The 19,707-nt window shown below is 50.9% G+C and carries 19 protein-coding genes and 3 pseudogenes; 6 read left to right on the forward strand and 16 right to left on the reverse strand.

Annotated elements, in window-relative coordinates; all coding sequences use genetic code 11:
* Positions 1–150 precede the first annotated feature (150 nt).
* A pseudogene (locus tag ACTHSL_RS09820) lies at positions 151–405 on the reverse strand (ABC transporter ATP-binding protein); the annotation flags it as partial.
* Between the two features lie 294 nt (positions 406–699).
* Entirely contained in the window at positions 700–1,590 is an 891-nt protein-coding gene (locus ACTHSL_RS09825; protein ID WP_440381261.1) for a LysR family transcriptional regulator, read from the reverse strand.
* 128 nt (positions 1,591–1,718) lie between these two features.
* On the opposite strand from ACTHSL_RS09825, the pseudogene ACTHSL_RS09830 reads away from it, so the two are divergent.
* The 6 genes and pseudogenes from ACTHSL_RS09830 to ACTHSL_RS09855 all read left to right on the forward strand — a co-directional run bounded on the left by ACTHSL_RS09830 (position 1,719) and on the right by ACTHSL_RS09855 (position 6,064).
* A pseudogene (locus ACTHSL_RS09830) lies at positions 1,719–2,567 on the forward strand (aldo/keto reductase).
* Positions 2,568–2,616: 49 nt separating this feature from the next.
* Positions 2,617–3,195, forward strand: a complete 579-nt coding sequence (locus ACTHSL_RS09835) for an NAD(P)H-dependent oxidoreductase (protein WP_049332393.1) — start codon at positions 2,617–2,619, stop codon at positions 3,193–3,195.
* A gap of 116 nt (positions 3,196–3,311) precedes the next feature.
* Positions 3,312–3,812 carry an OsmC family protein gene (locus ACTHSL_RS09840; RefSeq protein ID WP_440381262.1) on the forward strand — a complete coding sequence of 167 codons (501 nt, stop codon included), beginning with the start codon at positions 3,312–3,314 and terminating at the stop codon, positions 3,810–3,812.
* 92 nt (positions 3,813–3,904) lie between these two features.
* Positions 3,905–4,240 carry a thioredoxin family protein gene (locus ACTHSL_RS09845; protein WP_440381263.1) on the forward strand — a complete coding sequence of 112 codons (336 nt, stop codon included), beginning with the start codon at positions 3,905–3,907 and terminating at the stop codon, positions 4,238–4,240.
* A gap of 266 nt (positions 4,241–4,506) precedes the next feature.
* Positions 4,507–4,818, forward strand: a complete 312-nt coding sequence (locus ACTHSL_RS09850; protein ID WP_440381264.1) for an ArsR/SmtB family transcription factor — start codon at positions 4,507–4,509, stop codon at positions 4,816–4,818.
* Between the two features lie 73 nt (positions 4,819–4,891).
* Positions 4,892–6,064, forward strand: coding sequence for an NADH:flavin oxidoreductase/NADH oxidase family protein (locus ACTHSL_RS09855; protein WP_440381265.1), 1,173 nt, complete (start codon positions 4,892–4,894; stop codon positions 6,062–6,064).
* Between the two features lie 126 nt (positions 6,065–6,190).
* On the opposite strand, the gene ACTHSL_RS09860 is transcribed toward ACTHSL_RS09855, so the two are convergent.
* The 14 genes and pseudogenes from ACTHSL_RS09860 to ACTHSL_RS09925 form a co-directional block, all read right to left on the reverse strand.
* Positions 6,191–6,394 carry a hypothetical protein gene (locus ACTHSL_RS09860; RefSeq protein ID WP_440381266.1) on the reverse strand — a complete coding sequence of 68 codons (204 nt, stop codon included), beginning with the start codon at positions 6,392–6,394 and terminating at the stop codon, positions 6,191–6,193.
* Positions 6,395–6,723: 329 nt separating this feature from the next.
* Positions 6,724–8,526: an ATP-dependent nuclease gene (locus tag ACTHSL_RS09865; RefSeq protein ID WP_440381267.1), complete on the reverse strand. Its 1,803-nt coding sequence runs from the start codon at positions 8,524–8,526 to the stop codon at positions 6,724–6,726.
* Between the two features lie 248 nt (positions 8,527–8,774).
* Positions 8,775–10,682, reverse strand: a complete 1,908-nt coding sequence (locus tag ACTHSL_RS09870; protein ID WP_440381268.1) for an ATP-binding cassette domain-containing protein — start codon at positions 10,680–10,682, stop codon at positions 8,775–8,777.
* A 113-nt stretch (positions 10,683–10,795) separates the two neighbouring features.
* Entirely contained in the window at positions 10,796–11,344 is a 549-nt protein-coding gene (locus ACTHSL_RS09875) for a MepB family protein (RefSeq protein WP_440381269.1), read from the reverse strand.
* Between the two features lie 155 nt (positions 11,345–11,499).
* On the reverse strand, positions 11,500–12,207 hold the full coding sequence (locus ACTHSL_RS09880; RefSeq protein ID WP_440381270.1) for an O-methyltransferase: 708 nt from the start codon (positions 12,205–12,207) through the stop codon (positions 11,500–11,502).
* A 106-nt stretch (positions 12,208–12,313) separates the two neighbouring features.
* Complete coding sequence (locus ACTHSL_RS09885; RefSeq protein ID WP_440381271.1) at positions 12,314–12,967, reverse strand: class I SAM-dependent methyltransferase; 654 nt, start codon at positions 12,965–12,967, stop codon at positions 12,314–12,316.
* A gap of 60 nt (positions 12,968–13,027) precedes the next feature.
* A complete protein-coding gene (locus ACTHSL_RS09890) occupies positions 13,028–13,573 on the reverse strand; it encodes a DUF4303 domain-containing protein (protein ID WP_440381272.1) in 546 nt (181 codons plus the stop codon).
* A gap of 199 nt (positions 13,574–13,772) precedes the next feature.
* Positions 13,773–14,753, reverse strand: coding sequence for an alpha/beta hydrolase-fold protein (locus ACTHSL_RS09895; protein WP_440381273.1), 981 nt, complete (start codon positions 14,751–14,753; stop codon positions 13,773–13,775).
* A 32-nt stretch (positions 14,754–14,785) separates the two neighbouring features.
* A complete protein-coding gene (locus ACTHSL_RS09900; protein WP_440381274.1) occupies positions 14,786–15,232 on the reverse strand; it encodes a tetratricopeptide repeat protein in 447 nt (148 codons plus the stop codon).
* Between the two features lie 309 nt (positions 15,233–15,541).
* Entirely contained in the window at positions 15,542–16,831 is a 1,290-nt protein-coding gene (locus ACTHSL_RS09905; RefSeq protein ID WP_440381275.1) for a ferredoxin reductase family protein, read from the reverse strand.
* A 154-nt stretch (positions 16,832–16,985) separates the two neighbouring features.
* A complete protein-coding gene (locus ACTHSL_RS09910; RefSeq protein ID WP_440381276.1) occupies positions 16,986–17,678 on the reverse strand; it encodes a hypothetical protein in 693 nt (230 codons plus the stop codon).
* Positions 17,606–18,064 carry a hypothetical protein gene (locus ACTHSL_RS09915; protein ID WP_440381277.1) on the reverse strand — a complete coding sequence of 153 codons (459 nt, stop codon included), beginning with the start codon at positions 18,062–18,064 and terminating at the stop codon, positions 17,606–17,608. The genes ACTHSL_RS09910 and ACTHSL_RS09915 overlap by 73 nt, the downstream gene beginning before the upstream one ends.
* A gap of 159 nt (positions 18,065–18,223) precedes the next feature.
* On the reverse strand, positions 18,224–19,204 hold the full coding sequence (locus ACTHSL_RS09920) for a hypothetical protein (protein WP_440381278.1): 981 nt from the start codon (positions 19,202–19,204) through the stop codon (positions 18,224–18,226).
* A 323-nt stretch (positions 19,205–19,527) separates the two neighbouring features.
* Positions 19,528–19,707, reverse strand: a pseudogene (locus tag ACTHSL_RS09925) (protein C- splicing region); the annotation flags it as partial.

Raw genomic sequence — 19,707 nt, forward strand, 5'->3', positions numbered from 1 at the left:
GAGGCGGGTGTTTTTGTGCATGTTCATGTTACAGTATTCTCCTGGAAATACTGTAAACAACGCTAGGGATTTCTACACCTAATTTAGTACAGCCCCTTTTATTTTTCAGGTAGCCTTCCAAACGCCCTCTCAGGCTGCCTGAAACCTAAATCACCCCCCGTCCTGCTTCGCTTCCAGCATTTCCCACCGCTCCAATTTCTCCAGCAGCAGCATTTCAATTTCCTCCGCGTGCGTTTGCAGACTGTCAGCTTTTTCGTAGTCTTTGAAGATTTCGGGGTCGGAAAGTTGGGCGTTCAAATCGGCCTATTCGGCTTCCAGTGCGGCGATTTCGTCGGGCAGGGCGTCGAGTTCGCGCTGTTCTTTGTACGACAGCTTGGCCGTTCGGTTGGGCTTGGGTTTGTCTTTTTCAGACGGCCTGAGACCTTTGCAATAACATAAGTTATTAAAATTTTATGCTCAACACCATTTTCAAAATGAGGAACCTCCCTGATTTCTTCCACTTTTTTCTCAGTATCAGAAAGGTTTTAGTCGATTGAAAATTTTTTAGCACATTTTTATGCGTCAAATTTCGTTAACAGACTATTTTTGCAAAGGTCTCGGCCTTTCGGTTATTTGATGCAGCCTGAAAGAGGAGTTTCAACTAAGTGAAAAAAGCAGCCTGCACTTTGTTTTCCAAATGTGCAGGCTGCTTTTTATTTTTCAGGTAGCCTCCACCCGCAGCGCATCCACAATCAACTTAAATACATTCGAATGCCCGCGGCGGCTGGGGTAATAGAGGTAAAGCGGTTCGTAAGTCATAGCATACTCAGGCAACAGCTCGACCAACTGCCCAGAATGGAGTGCGTCTGTGGCGATAATATGTGGTAGCCAAGTGATGCCGAGGTCGTCTGAAGCGGCTTGCAGGCGCAGATGGTTGTTGATGGAAAACTGCGATTTGGGCGTGAATGTAATCAGCCCTTTTTTGTATTTGAATTCCCACTGCATCACCGTGCCGTGTTCGGCGGAGAGCTTCGCGCCAATCAGGCGGTGCTGCTGCAAATCGTCAATATTTTTCGGCGAACCGTGTTGCGCCAAATAATCGGGCGAGGCGACCAACGCCATTTTGAGCGGTGCGGAAATCGGCACCGCAACCATCTCTTTTGCCACATCGTTGCCCAGCCGCACGCCCATATCAAATCCTTCTTTCACAATGTCCGCCCAACGGTCGTCCACCACGATTTCCAAGCGGATTTTCGGGTATTGGTTCAAAATCGGCTTTAATTTCGGGTATAACACCGCTTCCGCTGCCAGCGTCGGAGCATTGATACGAATCAGCCCCGATGGTGTATTCAAAAAGTCATTTAACGCATCGACTTCGTGGTTAATGGCTTGATAAAGCGGAGAAAGTTGGTCGAAAAGCTGCTGTCCGGCTTCGGTCAGCGACACATTGCGCGTAGTGCGGTTGAGCAGGCGCAGGTTCAGCCGCGTTTCCAGATTTTTCATGCTGTGGCTCAACGCCGAAGAAGAGATCCCCAAAAGCTGCCCTGCCTTCACAAAACTCTGCGTTTGTGCGAGTGTCAAAAAATAATTCAGCTCGTTAAAGTTCTGCATTTTCCTACCCCGTTTTAGGTGATTAGTGAATTTAATTCACGACATCATAAAACCAAACCTAATTTATCTCAATAAGAACACGGGCTAAAATGGCTACACTTTCATGAGAACAAACAGGAGACAATATCATGCAAAACATCACATTAAACAACGGCGTACAAATTCCTGCACTTGGTTTCGGCGTATTCCAAATTCCGCCCGCAAAAACCGAACAAGCCGTGGTTGCCGCCATCAAGGCGGGTTACCGCCACATCGACACCGCGCAGGTTTATATGAATGAAACCGAAGTCGGTTTGGGAATTAAAAACAGCGGCGTGGCGCGCGAAGAATTGTTTGTTACCACCAAAATTTGGGTGGAAAATTTCGGCTACGAAGCCGCCAAGGCCTCGCTGGATCGTTCATTAGGCCGTCTGAATTTGGATTACATCGATATGGTGCTGATTCATCAGCCTTACGGCGACAGTTACGGCACATGGCGCGCGCTGGAAGAATATCAGGCAGCCGGCAAAATCCGCGCCATCGGCGTGAGCAATTTTTCGCCCGTACGCGCGGTGGATTTGGGACTATTCAATAAAGTGATGCCGCAAGCCAATCAGATTGAAATTAATCCGTTCCAACAAAAAACCGAAGCCGTTTCCGCTTTGCAGGCTGAAGGTATCGCCGTGGAAGCATGAGCGCCGTTTGCTGAAGGCAAAAACGATATTTTCCACAATCCCGTGTTAAGCAAAATCGGTGCAAAATACGGCAAATCTGTGGCACAAGTGATTACCCGCTGGCTGGTGGAACGTGGCATCATTGTATTGGCAAAATCCACCAAACCCGAACGCATGGCGGAGAACTTGAACATCTTTGACTTTGCCCTCAGTGATGAAGACAAAGCAGAAATTGCCAAACTGGACGGCACGTTCGACGCCATCGTCAATCACGACACGGTGGATAATTTGAAACGTATCGCTTCATGGAAAACGGGACAATAACCGCAAACATCACATCCCTTTTTATAAATTATTTATTCTAGGAGTAAAAATGAACATTTTATTATTAAACGGTGGTAAAGAATTCGGCCATTCGCATGGTGAGTTAAACCACACGCTTCACAAAAAAGCAAAAGAAGTTTTGACCGCACTTGGACACAATGTAAAAGAAACTGTGATTGATGCTGGCTATGATGTTGAGGCAGAAATCGAAAAATTCTTGTGGATGGATGCCGTGATTTGGCAGATGCCTGTTTGGTGGATGCACGAGCCTTGGACAGTGAAGAAATACATAGACGAAGTATTTATCGCTGGACACGGCAAGCTTTACCACAGTGATGGCCGTCATCGTGTTAGTCCAACTGAAGGCTTCGGTACAGGTGGTTTGTTGCAAGGCAAAAAACACATGCTTTCGCTTACTTGGAATGCGCCGATTGAAGCGTTCACCCGTGAAGGCGACTTCTTTGAAGGCAAAGATGTGGATGCTGTGTACATGCCTTTCCACAAACTCAACGAGTTCATCGGTTTGACCCGTCTACCGACATTTACATGTAACGATGTAGTTAAAAATCCACAAGTAGAACAATACTTCGCAGACTACCAAGCACATTTGAAAAAAGTGTTTGGTTAATGATAAAACATCAACTTGAAGTGGTGGGCTTTTGCCCACCATTTTGTCAGTCGCTAATTGGTACGAAATAGTGTAGCGAAAAACCATCTGCAATTCATTATATGAAAGGACAAAACATGATTAACGGGTTAGATATCGAACGTTTCCGAACTACCATGGCAGCGGTTGAAAACGACCATACAAAAGGCAAGGCAGCATTACGCGCCGATTCGCGCTGGGTATCCGGCACGAAGAACGAAATCTCCGTGCGCCGCTTCCCTGCCTTTACCACAGACGAACCGAAAAACATGGGCGGTGAAAACGCCGCCCCAAGTCCGATGGAATACCTGATCGGTGCTGCTGCAGGCTGCTGCGCCATAGGTTTCGAGTTGCAAGCAGCACAAGCAGGCGTGGAACTGGAACAGTTTGAAATATCCGCAAGCGGCGGTATCGACATGGCCAAACTGTGCGGCATGGAAGATGGCTACGGCGGACTGGATAATCTGGTGCTAACCGTAAAAGTAAAAGCCGACGCCGACCTTCCTACCCTGCAAAATTTCGCCGACCGCTCCGCAGCCACCTCGCCAGTGTTGAACAGCCTGAAAGCGCGGGCAAAAGTGGTTGTGGAAAAAATCTAGACGACTCAAACCGTTTTCTTGTTTTCATTTCGTTGAAAGCCCCTTTTCTGGACAACTAGAAAAGGGCTTAATCGCTCAAAGGAGTACATGACATGCAACAACTGCACACTCTGAAAGACATCGAACAGGCCATCGCCACATACCCTTTAGTATCACTGTACATCAAAGCCCCAATCTGCGGTGTTTGTACGGTCGTGGCCGCCCAGCTTGACTCAGCTTTGGCGGTGGAAGGAAATGTGTATGCCGTAAAAGCCGATATTGCTGAAATACTCGAAATGGCTGGACGTTTTCACGTGCTGACCGCACCTGCATGGCTGCTGTTTTATCAAGGCAAGGAAGTAGAACGGATGGCCCGCTTCATCCCTCAGGCACAGATGAAGCAGACATTGGCAAAATGGACAAAAGTAGCAGAAAGCGGACATCAGTAACCGGTCTATCAATGTTTCAGACGGCTGCGGTCTTGATAATGATGCAAGTGGTCAAGTTTTTAAGATGATTTGCAAAACACTTAAAAATTTGACCGCTCTTTATTACGAAAAGGTCGTCTGAAACGGCTTGCAGACTGAGATAATGATTGATGAAACACTGTGATTTGTACACTAAAACCATCTTCTGAAAATTCCCGTTGACATTTTCCATCTTTCCCTCTAAAATGAGTTCAAGTTTTTAAACATATAAACTTAAAAGGCCGAATATGCCGCAACAAACCATGAATTTAATGCGCGAGTGCATTTCCATTTTTACCGTGTTGAGCGATGAAAACCGCCATCAAATCCTGCGCGTGCTGTGGGAACACGGCAAGATGAATGTGAATGAGCTGACCGAACATCTGCATCTGTCGCGCCCTGCGGTGTCGCATCATTTGAAAATCATGTTGCAAGCCGGTGCAGTGGCGGTGGAGCAGGTCGGCAAAGAGCGGTTTTACAGTATCGCCATGGCGGATGCGGTGACGAAGTTGAAACAACTTGCTGATTTGATGGCTCAAAATTGCCCGCTTTCAAAATAGGGTTATCCGCTAACCCTTTATTTTTACCCAAATACGTTTACATTTTTAAACTTATCAACTTAAAGGAACGATTATGTTATTCACTCCATTCACTTTTCAAAACGGCAAAACCGCTAAAAACCGTATCTTCAGATCAGCCATGGAAGAGCAACTTGCCCAAAATGACCAGCCGTCTGAAAAACTCGTCCGCCTGTACGGCACTTGGGCGCAAGGCGGCGCAGGCGTTTTGGTTACGGGCAATGTGATGGTTGCCGAAAGCGGCAAGGGTTCGATAAACGATGTGGTGATTTCAGACGACAGTAGCCTTGAGATGCTGAAAAAATGGGCGAAAGCCGGCACACAAAACGACACGCTGCTCATCATGCAAATCAACCATGCGGGCAAACAGTCGCCTGCGGTGGTCAATAAAACGCCGCTTGCGCCGAGCGCCGTGCCGTTGGTGGGCATGGACGGCTTCATCAATCCGCCGCGCGAATTGACTGCCGATGAAATCAACGGGCTGATTCAGCAATTCGTGCAAACCGCGAAAATTGCCGAGCAGGCAGGCTTTTCAGGCGTACAAATTCACGCCGCGCACGGCTATCTCATCAGCCAATTCCTCTCACCGCACCACAACCGCCGCCAAGACCAATGGGGCGGCAGTTTGGAAAACCGTATGCGCTTCCTTTTGGAAACCTACACCGCCATCCGCGCCGCCGTGGGCAAAGATTTCTTGGTGGGCGTAAAACTCAATTCGGCAGATTTCCAAAAAGGCGGATTCGACGAAAGCGAATCGGTGCAGGTGGTACAAAAGTTATCGGAAATTGGCATTGATTTTATTGAAGTTTCCGGTGGTAACTACGAAAGCCCGCAAATGCTCGCCGCCAAAGACAGCACTCGCAAACGCGAAGCCTTCTTTATTGATTATGCCGAAAAAGCCCGTGCAGTCAGCCAAGTTCCGCTGATTATCACCGGCGGCTTCCGTTCGCAAAACGCCATGGAAGACGCTTTATCCAGCGGTCATTTGGATTTAGTCGGCGTCGCACGCCCGTTTGCCTTAGTACCTGATTTGGCAAACAAAATGCAAAACGGCACCTACCAAACCGTGCAAACCGACCGCATCCAAACAGGCGTAGCATTTGTTGATAAAAAAGCAGGTGCAATGTTGGAAATGAACTGGTATATGACGCAAATGGATTTGATCGGGCAAGGCAAACAGCCAAATCCTAAATTGTCGGCGTGGAAAGTTTTACTGAAAACCTTGTAGGAAAACGGCAAAGCAGGTTTGAGTACGGGCAGGGCTTGATAAACCACTTGAAACACTGTTTGGAATGGGCTACCTGAAAGCAGCTTGCACTTTGTTGATGGAAGTGCAGGCTGCTTTTTTGTGCTTTCAGACGGCCTTATCGGAAGAAAGGCTACCTGAAAACGGAGTTTCTGCGAAGCTAAAGCGCAGCTTCAACGAAGCTAAAACGGATTTATGCTTCGCCTTCCCAGTCGCCGCGCGTATCCACGCCGGTTTCTTCCGCAGGCGTTCGATTTCGGCCGTTTGTTCGGCGGTCAGTACCAGTTTGGCGGCATTGTCGATGATGTACATAATCTTTCTTTGTGTTACTGTTGATGGATGAACGTATCATAGCGGCTGGGATTTTGTTGAGTAGGCTGTAGATGGCAAAAAGATTTTTAGGGAAAGGCTAATCATCAGGATAAAAAATGTCGGGCTGGAATGCCTGACAGTGTTGTTCGCTATAAGCAAGTCTGAAAAGTGGACATAAACGAAATCGTCTTCCGCTCGATTTATCAGGAACGTTGATAGATATTTAAAAAGTAGAAAGGTTGTCTGAAAATGAGTTGCAGACAACCTTTTTTATTTTGTGGAGATTATGTAGTAACTATATTTTTTAGTGCAACAAAGTTAGCTTATGTTTATTCAATTCCTAATTTATGATTAATAATCTTTCGTATATCATCATCTTTATTCAAGACAATAGGAAACCCTGTTACATCTAACACCTTGCTAGCTATAGATACTTCTAGTTTCTCTTCCTCATTAATTCGATGATGAAATATTGATGATGTCCTACCTAATGCATTCAAATTTTTTGCCCCTTCAGCATAATGGGCATGAATTGGAGAAATAAAGGATAAAAATTCATCTCGAATCGCTCTTGATTCATCAATAGGTTCACTATTTGAAGCATATCTCAAGCACTTTATAATGTCTTGGTATCTGCTTTCAAGATTTTCTTCTGATAAAGATAAAATTTTTTCACTTTCAATAACAGAAGCATTAACTTTATCTTCAATTGCATTATCATCATAATAGGATTCAATAGCTCCTTTTCTTAAAATAAATAACCCTACTTCTTCAAAAATATTAAATAACGCAGTAATTCTATCTTTCAATTTCTCCCATTCACCACTTAAATTATCATGGTTAAGCAAAGTACATAAGACCGAGCGTTTTTTATTTAATGATTCATCTTCTCGCAAAGTGAAATAAGGATGGTTTTTAGCAGTTTCTGCAATCTCATCCCAATTTTTATCAATTAATGAACAAAGTTTATTATAAATTTCATTAGTTATCTTCGAAATACTCTCCATCCCTTTTTTACTTACTAAAGTATCAGCTATATTTCTTATTTTCTTATCACTAAAATAAGCGGTAATTAAATTTAGACCATCAGCAAAACAGTCTGCATCAGCTAAAACAGTTGGCGTTTTACCCATCAGTCTAAATAATTTAACTGTTTCAGGCATGGCTCCTTTCCCATTAATCGGCAATATTTGTGAACCTGCTGCTTCAAGATTTAAATATAATTTATCTGAAAGTGTATTGCAGATAATTACGTCAGATGGGCCTTCAACTAAAAGTGGTGTTCTAGAGAATAAGGCGAATTTGTGTTCTTGCCCTAATCGAGCAACAAGACCTTTTACTTGTTTGTTTTGTAACTCTCCTGCATCTTTAGGAATCTGAATAGGTTCTTCTTTTAAATCATTGCAAAAAATGAAAGATAACAAATCATCTGTTTTAGAAATCTTGATCATTTCCGTTGAGTGTGTTGCCATCACAATTATTTTTTTATAGTTATCTTCTCCAGGGATTCCTGCAATACGTGTAATTTCTTTAAGTAGAAAGGCTTGTAATTGTGGGTGTAATGAAACTTCAGGTTCATCAATAAGTAAAACCCCAACTTCATCGTCGTATAACGCAGATAAAATCCCAACGAGATGTAATAACCCAGATGCTTCACGAGCAGATGAGTAATAAGTATTGCTAGCTCCTATTCTTGAAAAGGAGACTTTTAGATAACCAGAATCCCAGCCTATTTCAATATCTCTTTTGAATAATTTTCGCAACCTCTCTTGAACTTTAATAAGTATATCTGGGCGTTTATAGAGAGTATGAAGATCTCCTGAAATTGATTCTATTTGATGGCGTTGTTCGGTTTCAAAACTATCTCCAAATCGTGCTTTATCAATATCATATGAATATTGATTTGTTTTTGAACGATATTGTTCTAATGGGGCTAACCGTCCAGCAGAAATAAAACGAACTTTTTTATCCGCGGGAACATTAAAACTTTCTTTTAACCCTTTTAATAAATGAGTTTTTCCTGAACCATTTGGCCCAACAATAAATGTTAATGGCGATCTTAGTTCAAGTTTTCTAGAAAAATTACCTTCATGGCTATTGATATTAGCAGTAATAGATAATGGAAATTCCATAATTTAGTTCCTTATTAATTAATATTTTAAAAAGCATGCAACGACACATTCAAACTATCCACTCCTGCTCCCGATAATCCGCCATGGGAAACCGCACTGCCTGTTCGGGTTCAAACTGTTCTACATAAACGTTCAAGCTCTTCGCTTTCTCCCTAACATTTTCCGCAGGAGAGGGGATTGGGTGCAGGCTGCTTTCTATTTTTCAGGAAGCCTCCCAAACGCCCCATCAGGCTACCTGAAACCTCAAATCACCCCCCGTTCTGCTTCCCTTCCAGCATCTCCCAACGCTCCAATTTCTCCAGCAGCAGCGTTTCGATTTCCTCCGCGCGCGCTTGCAGGCTGCCGGCTTTTTCGTAGTCTTTGAAGATTTCGGGGTCGGAAAGCTGGGCGTTCAAATCGGCCTGTTCGGCTTCCAGCGCGGCGATTTCGTCGGGCAGGGCGTCGAGTTCGCGCTGTTCTTTGTACGACAGCTTGGCCGTGCGGTTGGGCTTGGGTTTGTCTTTTTCAGGCAGCCTTTCGGGCTTGGCGGCGGGGGCGGAGGCAGCCTGCACTTTTTCTTCGCGCGCCTTCGCATCGGCATAGTCCTGATAGCCGCCGATGTATTCTTTCAGACGGCCTTCTCCTTCAAATACAATGCTCTGCGTAATCACGTTGTCCAAAAACATGCGGTCGTGGCTGACGAGGAACACGGTGCCGGCGTAGTCGCGCAGCAGTTCTTCCAGCAATTCCTGCGTGTCGATGTCCAAATCATTGGTCGGCTCGTCCAGCACCAGAATGTTGGCGGGGCGGGTGAACAGTTTGGCCAGCAGCAGGCGGTTGCGCTCGCCGCCGGAAAGCGACGACACGGGCGACTGGGCGCGGGCGGGGTAGAACAGGAAGTCTTCCAGATAGCCCATTACGTGCCGTTTTTTGCCGCCAATTTCCACATAATCGTTGCCCTGGCCGAGCGTGTAGAACACGGTGTCGTTTTCGTTCAGCGCGCTGCGGAATTGGTCGAAATACGCCACTTCCTGCTTGCTGCCGAGGCGGATTTTGCCGCCAGTGGGCGCGAGTTCGCCCAAAATCAGCTTCAAAAACGTGGTTTTGCCGATGCCGTTCGCGCCGATGAGTCCAATCTTGTCGCCGCGCTGAATCACGGCGGAAAAATCGTTCATAATCAATTTATTGCCGTACGCAAACGAGGCGTGTTCCAGTTCGGCGACGATTTTGCCGCTTTTCTCGCCCGAATCGAGCTTGAACGACACCTGCCCCTGCCGTTCGCGCCGCGCCGCGCGCTGTTTCCGCAATTCTTCCAAACGCTTAACGCGGCCTTCGTTGCGCGTGCGCCGCGCTTCTATGCCTTTGCGAATCCACGCCTCTTCTTGCGCGTGGAATTTGTCGAACAGGCGGTTGTGTTCCGCTTCCACCGCCAGTTCTTCCACCTTTTTCTCGCTGTATTTGGCGAACGAGCCGGGATAAGAGCGCAGGCTGCCTCGGTCGAGTTCGACGATGCGGTTGGCCACATTGTCCAAAAAACGGCGGTCGTGGGTAATCACAATCAGGCTGCCTGAAAAGTTGTTCAGCAGGTTTTCCAGCCACAAAATCGCGTCGATGTCCAAATGGTTGGTCGGCTCGTCCAGCAGCAGGATGTCGGGCTTCTGCACCCACGCCTGCGCCAGCGCGACGCGCTTTTTCTGCCCGCCGGACAAATTGGCGATTTTTTCGTTTTCAGGCAGCCCCAGCTCGCCGATGGTCTGGCTGACCAGTGCGTCGAACTGCCAGCCGTTTTGCGCTTCGATTTGGTTTTGCAGCTCGTTCAATTCTTTGATAAGGCTGTCGTTTTGCCCGTGCGCCAGTTCGCGGCCGATTTCGTGGTAGCGCCGCAGCACGCCGCGCAGGCTGCCCAGCCCTTCGGACACGATGTCGAACACGGTGGCCGCGCCGTCGAAAAAGCTCTCCTGCGGCACATACACGGTTTTCAGCCCGTTTTGCAGGATGAGCTGGCCGTCGTCGGGCTTCTGCACGCCGGCGAGGATTTTCAGCAGGCTGGATTTGCCCGCGCCGTTGCGCCCGATCAGGCCGACTTTGTCGCCCGCGGCCAGTTGGAAAGATGCTTTGTCGAGCAGCGCAACGTGCCCGAAGGCGAAGGATAGGTTTTCGGCTTGGAGGATGGTCATGGTAAGTCCTTGTTTTGTTGGGGTGCAGGCTGCCATCGGTCCGAATCTGCGATTCGGCGAACCGATGTGCGTGCCTGTGGTGCTGCTTTTTGGGTTTCAGGCTGCCTTTCGGCTTAAAGCAGCTTGGCTAATTGCGCCAGCCCTTGGGTGGTATCCGTGAGTTCTGCAAAGTGGGCGCATTGCCAAATTTTGGCCCGCTTGGCCTGTGCCGCCGACGGCATCACCCAAGGCGCGTAAACCCGAAACGCGCGTTTTCCCCCTATGGATTGCTCGGAAAAAATATCTTTTTCGGCCAGCAGCCGGCATGGGAAAACGAACACGCCGAAGCGCGGATGTTCGTCTGCCAAGACAATCACCTTATCAATGCCGTCGTCGCGGTCAAACGGCGCGATTTCGCCGGACATGGCCGGGCGTTTCCAAAGCGCGACAAATTGGCCGATTTTTTTGGGCGTGTGTTTGGCCTGACGAAACAAACAGGTTTGTCCGTCCATTTCAAAACGAACCGCGCCGTATTCGGCACTTTCTTTTTCCCGTTCGATGTTCGCAGCGGTCTTGCCCAAAGGCTTTAAGAATTGTTCCTGAAACAGGTTGAACGAATCGGGCAGGCTGCCCTGCGATGGGTCGGCATGCCAAGATGCGCCCGTTGGGTTGTTCGGTGTCATGTTCATCTCTTTGAAAATTAGGGATTGGGCAGCCTTCTTTCGGGCTACCTGAAAGCAGCCTGCACTTGGGTTGATACAAACGGCGGGGTTTCGGCAATCTGCTCTCTCCTGAGGGAACGGGGTTGCAGGCTGCTTTTTGGGGTTTCAGGTAGCCTTCATTCGGCATCCGCCCCGCCTGTTTTCACGCTGTATTCCAAGGCCTTATGCGGCTTTAAGGTGGCGGAAACATAGCCGTTGACAGGATTGCGGATGTAGTCCAAATAATCCTGCATGGCGGGGGTGTAGCCTTCCACGTCGTCCACGGCGACGGCGGCCCGCGGGGCGAGTTTGGGTTCGAGCAGTTTGAACACGGGATAAACCAAGTTCGGCCAGCCGTCGAGCAGCACGAAATCGATGCCGCCGGGGATGTCTTGCAAAGTTTCCAGCGCGTCTCCTTCGCGCAGTTCGATGTGGTCGGCCAGCCCTGCGGCGGCGAAGTGGCGGCGGGCGGCTTCGGCTTTGTGCGGCAGGTATTCGGTAGTTATCACGCGGCCGCCGTTTTTCTTGGCCGCTGCGGCCAGATAAAGCGTGGAAATGCCGTAAGACGTGCCGAATTCGACGATGTTTTTCGCGCCCTTGGCCAAGGCCTGCATATACAGGAATGCGCCCTGCTGCGGGACGATGGGGATGTATTTGTCGTCGAAATAGGCTTCGTTTTCGCCCGTCCAGCCGCTGCCTTTGCCCAGCAGTTTGGGCAGTTGGGGCAGGAAATGCCATATCAGGCCGGGAATCTGGCGTACGGCGGCGGTGTAGAGGTCGAACAATACGGCTTCGGTTTTCGCGTCGTTTAAAAAAGCGAAGTCTTGGCGGGTGGGCTTAGGCATGGTTTTTCCTTTCCGAGGGGGCTGCCTGCAGGCTACTTTTAGGCTACCTGAAAAATACAAAAGCAGCCTGCACTTTGGGTTGATACAAACGGCGAGGTGCAGGCTGCTATACGCGTTCAAACACCAAATCGACAAATTCCCGCCGTACCAGTTTGCCGCTTTTGCTGACCGCCCAATCGCGGCTGCGTTGTTCCAAAATGCAGCGTAGCGGCAGGTTTTTAGCCAGGGCGCGGATGTCGGCGGCATCGTAGAGTGTGAAGCCGTGTGCCGCGAACGGCAGTTTGGCCATAAAGTCTTTTTCGCAGAAATTCAGGCACAGCCGCCCGCCGGATTTCAGTACGCGGCAGAGTTCGGCCAGCATGAAGGGCGCGTCGTCCCAAAAATAGACGGTGTTTACCGACACGGCTTTATGGAACGCGGCATCGGCAAAGGGTAGCGTGCCGCCGTCATACAGCCGGTAATCCGCTTGTCCTGCGGCAATAAACGGTGCATTGAACGCCTGCGCCTGTTCGTGCATCAGCGGCGAAATTTCCAGGCCAGTGTAGTGCAGGCCGTCCGCCTGCGACAGGATGTAGCCCAAAAGGCCGCCGTTGCCGCAGCCGGTTTCCAGTATGTTGTCGCCGTTTTGCAGGCGGGCGGCGGCGAACGCGCTGATGATTTGGGTCAGGTTGCGCAGGTTCATCGCCTGCCCGAACGCCGTGCCGGCTTCGTCATGCGGGCAGCGTAGTTGGGCGGCGGTTTGTTCGGCAGATAATTCCATGATGATTCCTTGTGTTGATGGGGTGCAGGCTGCTTTTCGGGCTTTCAGACGGCCTGAAAGTTACACAAATTCAGGGAAATGCTGTTGCAGTTGTTCGGGCGTGAGGCTGGGTGCAATCAGCTCTTCGTCTTCATCGCAGGCAACGGCGACAAAATCGGGGGCGACGAGCTTGGCGCGCAGCAAGTCTTCTGTGGCACGGCGGCAGGCGCGCGGAAAACATTGGCGGAAGCGGTCGTATAAATCGTCCCAATCGGCTTCTTGACGCACGGCAGCCTGCACGCTCTGCGCCGCCGCATTGCCCGCCGCGCCGCCGTCAAACATATATTCCGCCAAATCCGCGCCCGACCAGCGCAGCGACTGTTCCAGCTCGGCACAGCTTGCGGTGGAGCCGTATTCGCTTTGGTATTTTTCCACTACGCGCACGAGCAGCTCTTCCGTGCCGACCGACAGTGAGGGGAAATAGAGGTAGGCGTTGTCGCAGTAGAAATTGTGGAAAATGGCGGTATACACGGTTTCGTGTGGGTGCTGCCTGCGGATGCTGTGTACGGCATCGACGATGATTTGATAGGCAAGGTTTTCGATATATTGCCAATCCGGCTGCGGCATGGCGTGTCCTTTCAGGCTACCTGAAAAAAGATGAAGGCGGTGTTTGCGGAAATCGTTCGGTATTTTAGTGGCGTTGGCAGGATTCGGGAATCCGATTTCATCAGCAAAGGCAAGTGCAGGCTGCTTTTTTGGGTTTTCAGACGGCCTTTAAAAGCAGCCTGCACTTGGTTTCAGGTAGCCTGAAAACTGTGTTTACGGCTTACCGGCCTCGCCGCTGTTGCATCAGCCAATTGCGGGCGGGTTCGAGCAAATAGGCGTAATCAAACGAATACATATGCTCCGCGCCTTTGTGGGTGGTGTTTGCGGGAATCACCGTATTCGGCGTGAAGCGGATAAAGTTGATGCGTCTGCCTTGGGCGAGCATTTGTCGGACTTTCGCGTCTTGTTCGGACTGCGGCAGTTTGGCGGAAAACTCGGTTTCGGCGTAGGCGACTTTGTTTTGTTGCAGCATTTCGCCGACTTGCGCCATGCCTGCCGATGCCTTCGGGTCGCCGGCGGAAACGGTGTAGATGAATTTCGCCTGCGCCAACGGTTTCAACACGTTGATGTCCCATTGGCTGCCGACGAACATGGAAGCGGCAAAAAGATTCGGCTCGATGCTGTTGAGATAGAAGGAAATCATGCCGCCCATGGATTGGCCTGTGGTGTAAACGCGGTCGGGGTCAATCGGTTTTTCAGCCATCAGGCTTTTAACGAGGCGAAGGGTCATACCGACTTCGTCCGTGGTTTGCCATTGGTCGTTTACTGCCGTTTCGGTGTAGGACGGTACGAGGACGAAGGCGGGGTGTTTTGCCTGTGCTTCGTCGGTCGCCCAAATAATGCCGCCGTAGCCCTGCATCAGCGGGGCTTTCACGCCTTTGCCTGCGGTGCTGGCATCAGCGATGAACATCACCAGCGGGTATTTGCGGCCGGGTTCGAGGTTTTTCGGCGTGTAGAGGTTGTACTGCATTTCTTTACCCGTTTGCGGGTCTTTGAAGGTCAGCACTTCAAAACGCGGGGCGATTTGCTCGCGCAGGGCGAGCAGGCGGCTGTCGTAGGCTTTGTCCGCTCCGCCATACTGTTTGTCCCAAGCGGGATTTTGTGTGCTTTGGGCGGCGGGGCTGTTTTCAGCGGTGTTTTGCGTGGCGGTGCAGGCTGCCAGCAGCAGGCCGGCGGCGATGACGGTGGCGGTTTTTTTCATGAGATTACTCCTTAAAAGGTTGAGGGAAACAGTTAATTTGCTTTCACGCCCAAGCGGTTCAGCGCGTCAATGGCGGGCTGGGAAACATGGTCGCCACGTGCGGCGGATTTTTGATACCAGCGCACGGCTTGGGTCATGTCTTTTGCCGTGCCAATGCCGTTTTCGTAACAATAGCCCAACCAGTATTGCCCCGTGATGTCGCCCGCTTCGGCTGCCTGAGTGAAGTAGGCGAAAGCGGTTTGCGCATTTTGGGCAACGCCTTCGCCGTTCAGATACATCAAGCCCAGATAACGCGGCGCTTTCATATGCCCCGCCTGCTGCGCCTGCTCAAAGTAGGGCATGGCGTGTCGGTAATCCTGTTTTTGATACAGGGCGATGCCTTCGTCCAGCAGGGCTTTCGCCTGTTCGTTATGATGCGGAACGGCAGAACAGGCGGCCAGAAGGGCGGTAGCGGCAAGCGCGGATAGTTTGGATTTCATGGGTGTTTCCTTAAAGTGAGGGAAATGGGGATTTTAGGAATATCATGCGGTTACAGCAAGCGGCGGGGTGCAACAGGCGTAAATTGCGTCGAGATCCAACAAAACCGTTTAATTTTTCTAAAACGTTGGGTTTATCAACCCAGCCTACTTGTTTGGGAGGCGAAATTGTCTAAGTCACCGTCAGATTGGCTGTAAAGGTCGTCTGAAAAGCAAAAAAAGCAGTCCGCAACTTCATTTTGAAGGTGCGGACTGCTTTTGTTTGGACTCGGTTAAGGTTGTACTTTGAGGATGCCTTGCATCTACAACCATTTAGCGGAATTCAAACAACTCCAAATGTTGCGACCGTGTTTTTAAGCTATCTGAGATGCTGCGTGTGAAACTTCGGCTGCCGCAGAGCCATAGGCTGCGGTTTGCGCTATCGCGGACGGTTTGACCGATATGTTCGGCGGTGAGCCTTTGGGTTTCGGAGGGGATATAGTGGAAATTGATATTGGCTTGTTGCGCTAAATTTTGCCAGTGGGCGAGCGTTTCGGCAGGCAGGTTTCTATCGGCATGAAACCAGTCTATTGGCTGGGTGGCGGGCTGTTTGGCCAGTTCATTGAGTCGTGCGAGAAATGGGGTGAAACCGATACCGTTGCTGACCCAGATTTGCGCTTGTCCATCGGAAAAGTCGAAACGTCCGTATGCGCCGTCAATTTGCACGGTGTCGCCAACATTCAGGCGCTGCGGCAGGCGGTCAGTGTAGTCGCCTAGATTTTTGATGATGAGCGTGAGCTCTTGGTTATCAGGCTGCCAGTCGGAGGCGATGGTAAAGGGGTGACTTTCGCCGTGTGTGCGTAAAAAGAGGAATTGACCTGCGCGGTGTCCCTGCCATTTTGGGGCGTTCAGGGTTAGGGAGAGCAGATTGCCGTTTTGATTTAGGGCGGATACGGTGGCGTTTTGCGGTTTGCCGATGCGCTTGAACAGGGCAATCAGCGAGCAGGCGATGCCTGCAAGTAAGGCGGCAATGATCAGCCAGCCCAGCGGTTGCGACCAATAGGAAAAATTTGCCAGCACGACAGTGTGCCACACGAGCGCGAGATAAACGGGGACGATAAGTATGTGGAGTTTGGCAAACCAGCGGTAGGGTATACGTTTGATGAGGGCGGCGATAAGCAGGACGAGGGCAACATAAAAAGCGATTTCGCCAACTTCTTCGGCAAAGTGGCGTTGGGTAGCCAGCCAATCTTTTAATGTCAATATTTCCTGCATCGGCGGGCGTGGCGGACGTTTTCCGTCAATCAGACCAAGTTCGATAAGCCATTTGGGGAATTGTTTGCAGGTCCAATGCAGGATGCTGCCTGAAAGGGCAATGATGCCGAGCCATTTGTGCAGGCGGTACATTTTGTCCAGCCCGCCAAGCGGCGTTTCCAGCATTTTGGGACGCACGGCAAGTATCAGACAGCCACTCATGGCCAGTATGCTGATGGTGCCAGTTAGTTGCAGCAATAGGTTGCGTACGGGAAATACGCCCCACTGGTCTGGAAATGATGTAGCAAGCAGCCATAAAGCGAATATGCCGCCGAAAAATATGGCTAAGGTAAATTTAAGGTTTTTCATGGTAGAGTTCCTTATGGATGGGAATATGAAGCGGTCTGCGTCGTTTGTGGGGATTGTATGTGGGGAAAATTAGGCGGAAATTATTGGTGTGGGTCAGGGTGGGAAGGGTTTACCTGTTGAGGTCGTCTGAAAAGTTTAAAACAACCTGACCTTTTCAGACGACCTGAAAAGCAGCAACCCGTTTCATCGGCCATGATTCCGTTGTCCAAACGCGTTCAAATTCTTCGGCGAAACCGTGTTGCGCGGCGTAGGTTTGCAATTGTTGCAGCCAGGTTTTCGGGGCGATGTCGGCGGCGGCGCGGGTGGTGTGCAGCAGGTAGGGGAGGGTATCGTAGGCGCGGATGATGTGTTGGCTGACGGCGTTTAGGGCTTGGGGATTGTGGTCGGTTTGTCGGGCGATTTTTTCGTATTGCGACAGGGCGGCGGTTTTTGCGGTTTCGTGTTCGGTGGCGGTTTGCGGGCTGTGTCGGGCGGTGGTGGCTTGGATGGTAATCAGGGGTGGCAGTTGCCCTTCGGAGAGCGCGGCGGCGAGGCGCAGGTGTCCGTCTAAAATCAGCCAGCGGTCGGACAGGGCGGGAAGTTCGTACACCAAGACGGGCGGCAGTTGGTTTTGCCGTGCGCGTTTGCGCCAATATTTCAGACGACCGTCTTCGGTGTGGTGGGTTTTCAGGGCGATGAAGCGTTCGGCTTGGGTATAAAAATTGTTGTCCAGCGCGTCGAAACGGCTGCCTGAAAACAGCCATTGGGCGTAGTTTTCGTCGGTTTCAGGCTGCCCTAAGGCGGTATCGTGCCAGCATTCGCCCCATTGTGGGGCAGGGTTTGGGCGGGGCGGTAGTCGAAATGCCATTCACCGATGCCGAGCAGCTCTGTGTCGTGGGCGGCGAGTTGTTCGATGAAATATTTGTTCCACAACAGGCCTTGCTCTGCGGCGGGTTGGCGGGCGATGTGTTCGTTTACGCGGCTGCCGATGTGCCCGACGGGTTGGTATGCCTGCCAGCTTTCGGCGTAGCTGCGGATGAGGTAAACGTCGTATAAATCGTGGCTAAAGAACGACCAGAACACGGGTTCATCTCGATACGTTAGGCTGAGGCTGATGCCGTCGGGTGTGTGGAGTTTCAGGTAGCCTTGCGTTTGACGGTCGATATGCAGGGCAAGGCTGTTGGGGGAGGCGGGATTCTGGGTTAGATTGCCGCTGTATTGTTCCAGCGCGGCGTTGAGTGATTGGTAGTGCATGGGGTGTCCTTTGTGCAGGCTGGTTTTTGGCTTTAACTTTGCGGAAACTCCGTTTCTTAGTGGAAACGGAGTTTTCATTTTGCTGAAGCCCATGCTTTCAGACGGCCTGATGTGGTCAGCGGATGTGTGGACAATTGCTATCCGTTGATGTGAAGCCGTTTAGGATGCAGGCTGCTTTGGATAAAACACGCGGTACGCGCCGCGCAGGGTGAAAAACAGCAACGCGCCGATGAACAGCAGTCCGATGGTCAATGCAATCGGCTCGTCTATATTGCGCCACCAGCCGATGCCCGTCCATGCAAAGGCGGCGGCAAGCGGCAGATACCAGCAGCACAACACGGTATATTTCCACCACTGCGGCGTTTCGTCCGGCACGGTTTCGCCTTCGGCCAGCTCGTTCTGCCAATCGTCGAAGCGGCGGTGGAACCACATCAGCGGCAGGGCGAACAGCGGCACGGCGATGAGCGCGTCCAGCAGGGCGGCTTTGCGCTCGCGGTTGAATCGGGCGGCTTGGTCGGCATAACGGTAGATTTGCACGCCGTCCACTTGCATTTCATACAGGCGCGAGCCGCTGTATTTCACCACGGCCGGTTTGCCTGCGTGGGCATAGGCGAGTTCGCAGGCGTCGCGCAGGTCGGCGGCGCAGCTCAAATACAGGGTTTCGCCGCCGTTGGGGAAAGGAAGGTAGCTGGTATCGCTCACATGGCGGCAGGGGCGGCCGAGTAGGAATTGGACAAACTCGTTTTGGGATAAGGCCTCCTGCCTGGCATAACATTCGGTGCTTTCTTTATACGGTTTGGCGGGCACGATGCCGCGTGCTTCGCGCAATTCGCCGTATGAGGCCGCCGTGCCGCCGTAAAAGGCGATGGCCACGCCCGTAACGGCAATCATCAAATAAAGCCATTGCAGCGAAGAGATGCCGCTTTTGCCGGCGGGGAATCTGTCGTAAAGCCGTTTCTCGCCACGTGCCAGCGAGCGGATGCGCAGATACAGCACCAGCGCGGTCGCCAGCAGTACGCCCCATAGCACGCCGTTTACGGGCAGAAACCAGCCGATGCCGAATGCGGCAACGATGTAGAGGAACATGGCGCGGTAGAGCGCGTGCGGGGTTTGGGGGACGGGAATGGGGAGGGTTATCACGATCAATCTTTCGAGAAAAGGCTGAAGGCCGTCTGAAAGCGCAGCTTCAGCGAAGTTAAAACTGAGCTTCCGAAGGAAGCGGAATTTCTGCGAAGCCAAAACGCTTCAAGCCGCCGGCCAAACATGTTTTATGACAATATGAACAGGCTATTTTAACACTTTTGTCAGCACGTTATGCAGGAGGTATTTGCCGTCCGGCGTGGCCGGTTGCCGCCTTGTATCGGGATGGCAGAATAAGCGTGAAAGGCCGTCTGAAAACCACCAAACGTTTTCAGACGGCCTTTGTTGCAAACAGTAGCGTCATAGTTGCCCGCCGTCGCGGATTACCGGGCTGTCCACCCGGCTGCGCCGCAATTCTGGTTGTGTATCAGGATGCCCGGATAATCGACACAGTAGGTATGGTAATCCTCAACCTCGATGTTATAAACCGTGGTGCGGTAGCGGCGGTAATGCCGTTGTCCGTCCTCATCCACATACAGCAGGTTCTCGTCGTTCGGCACGTC

Source organism: Neisseria sp. P0008.S010 (assembly GCF_051962715.1).
GTDB lineage: Bacteria > Pseudomonadota > Gammaproteobacteria > Burkholderiales > Neisseriaceae > Neisseria > Neisseria elongata.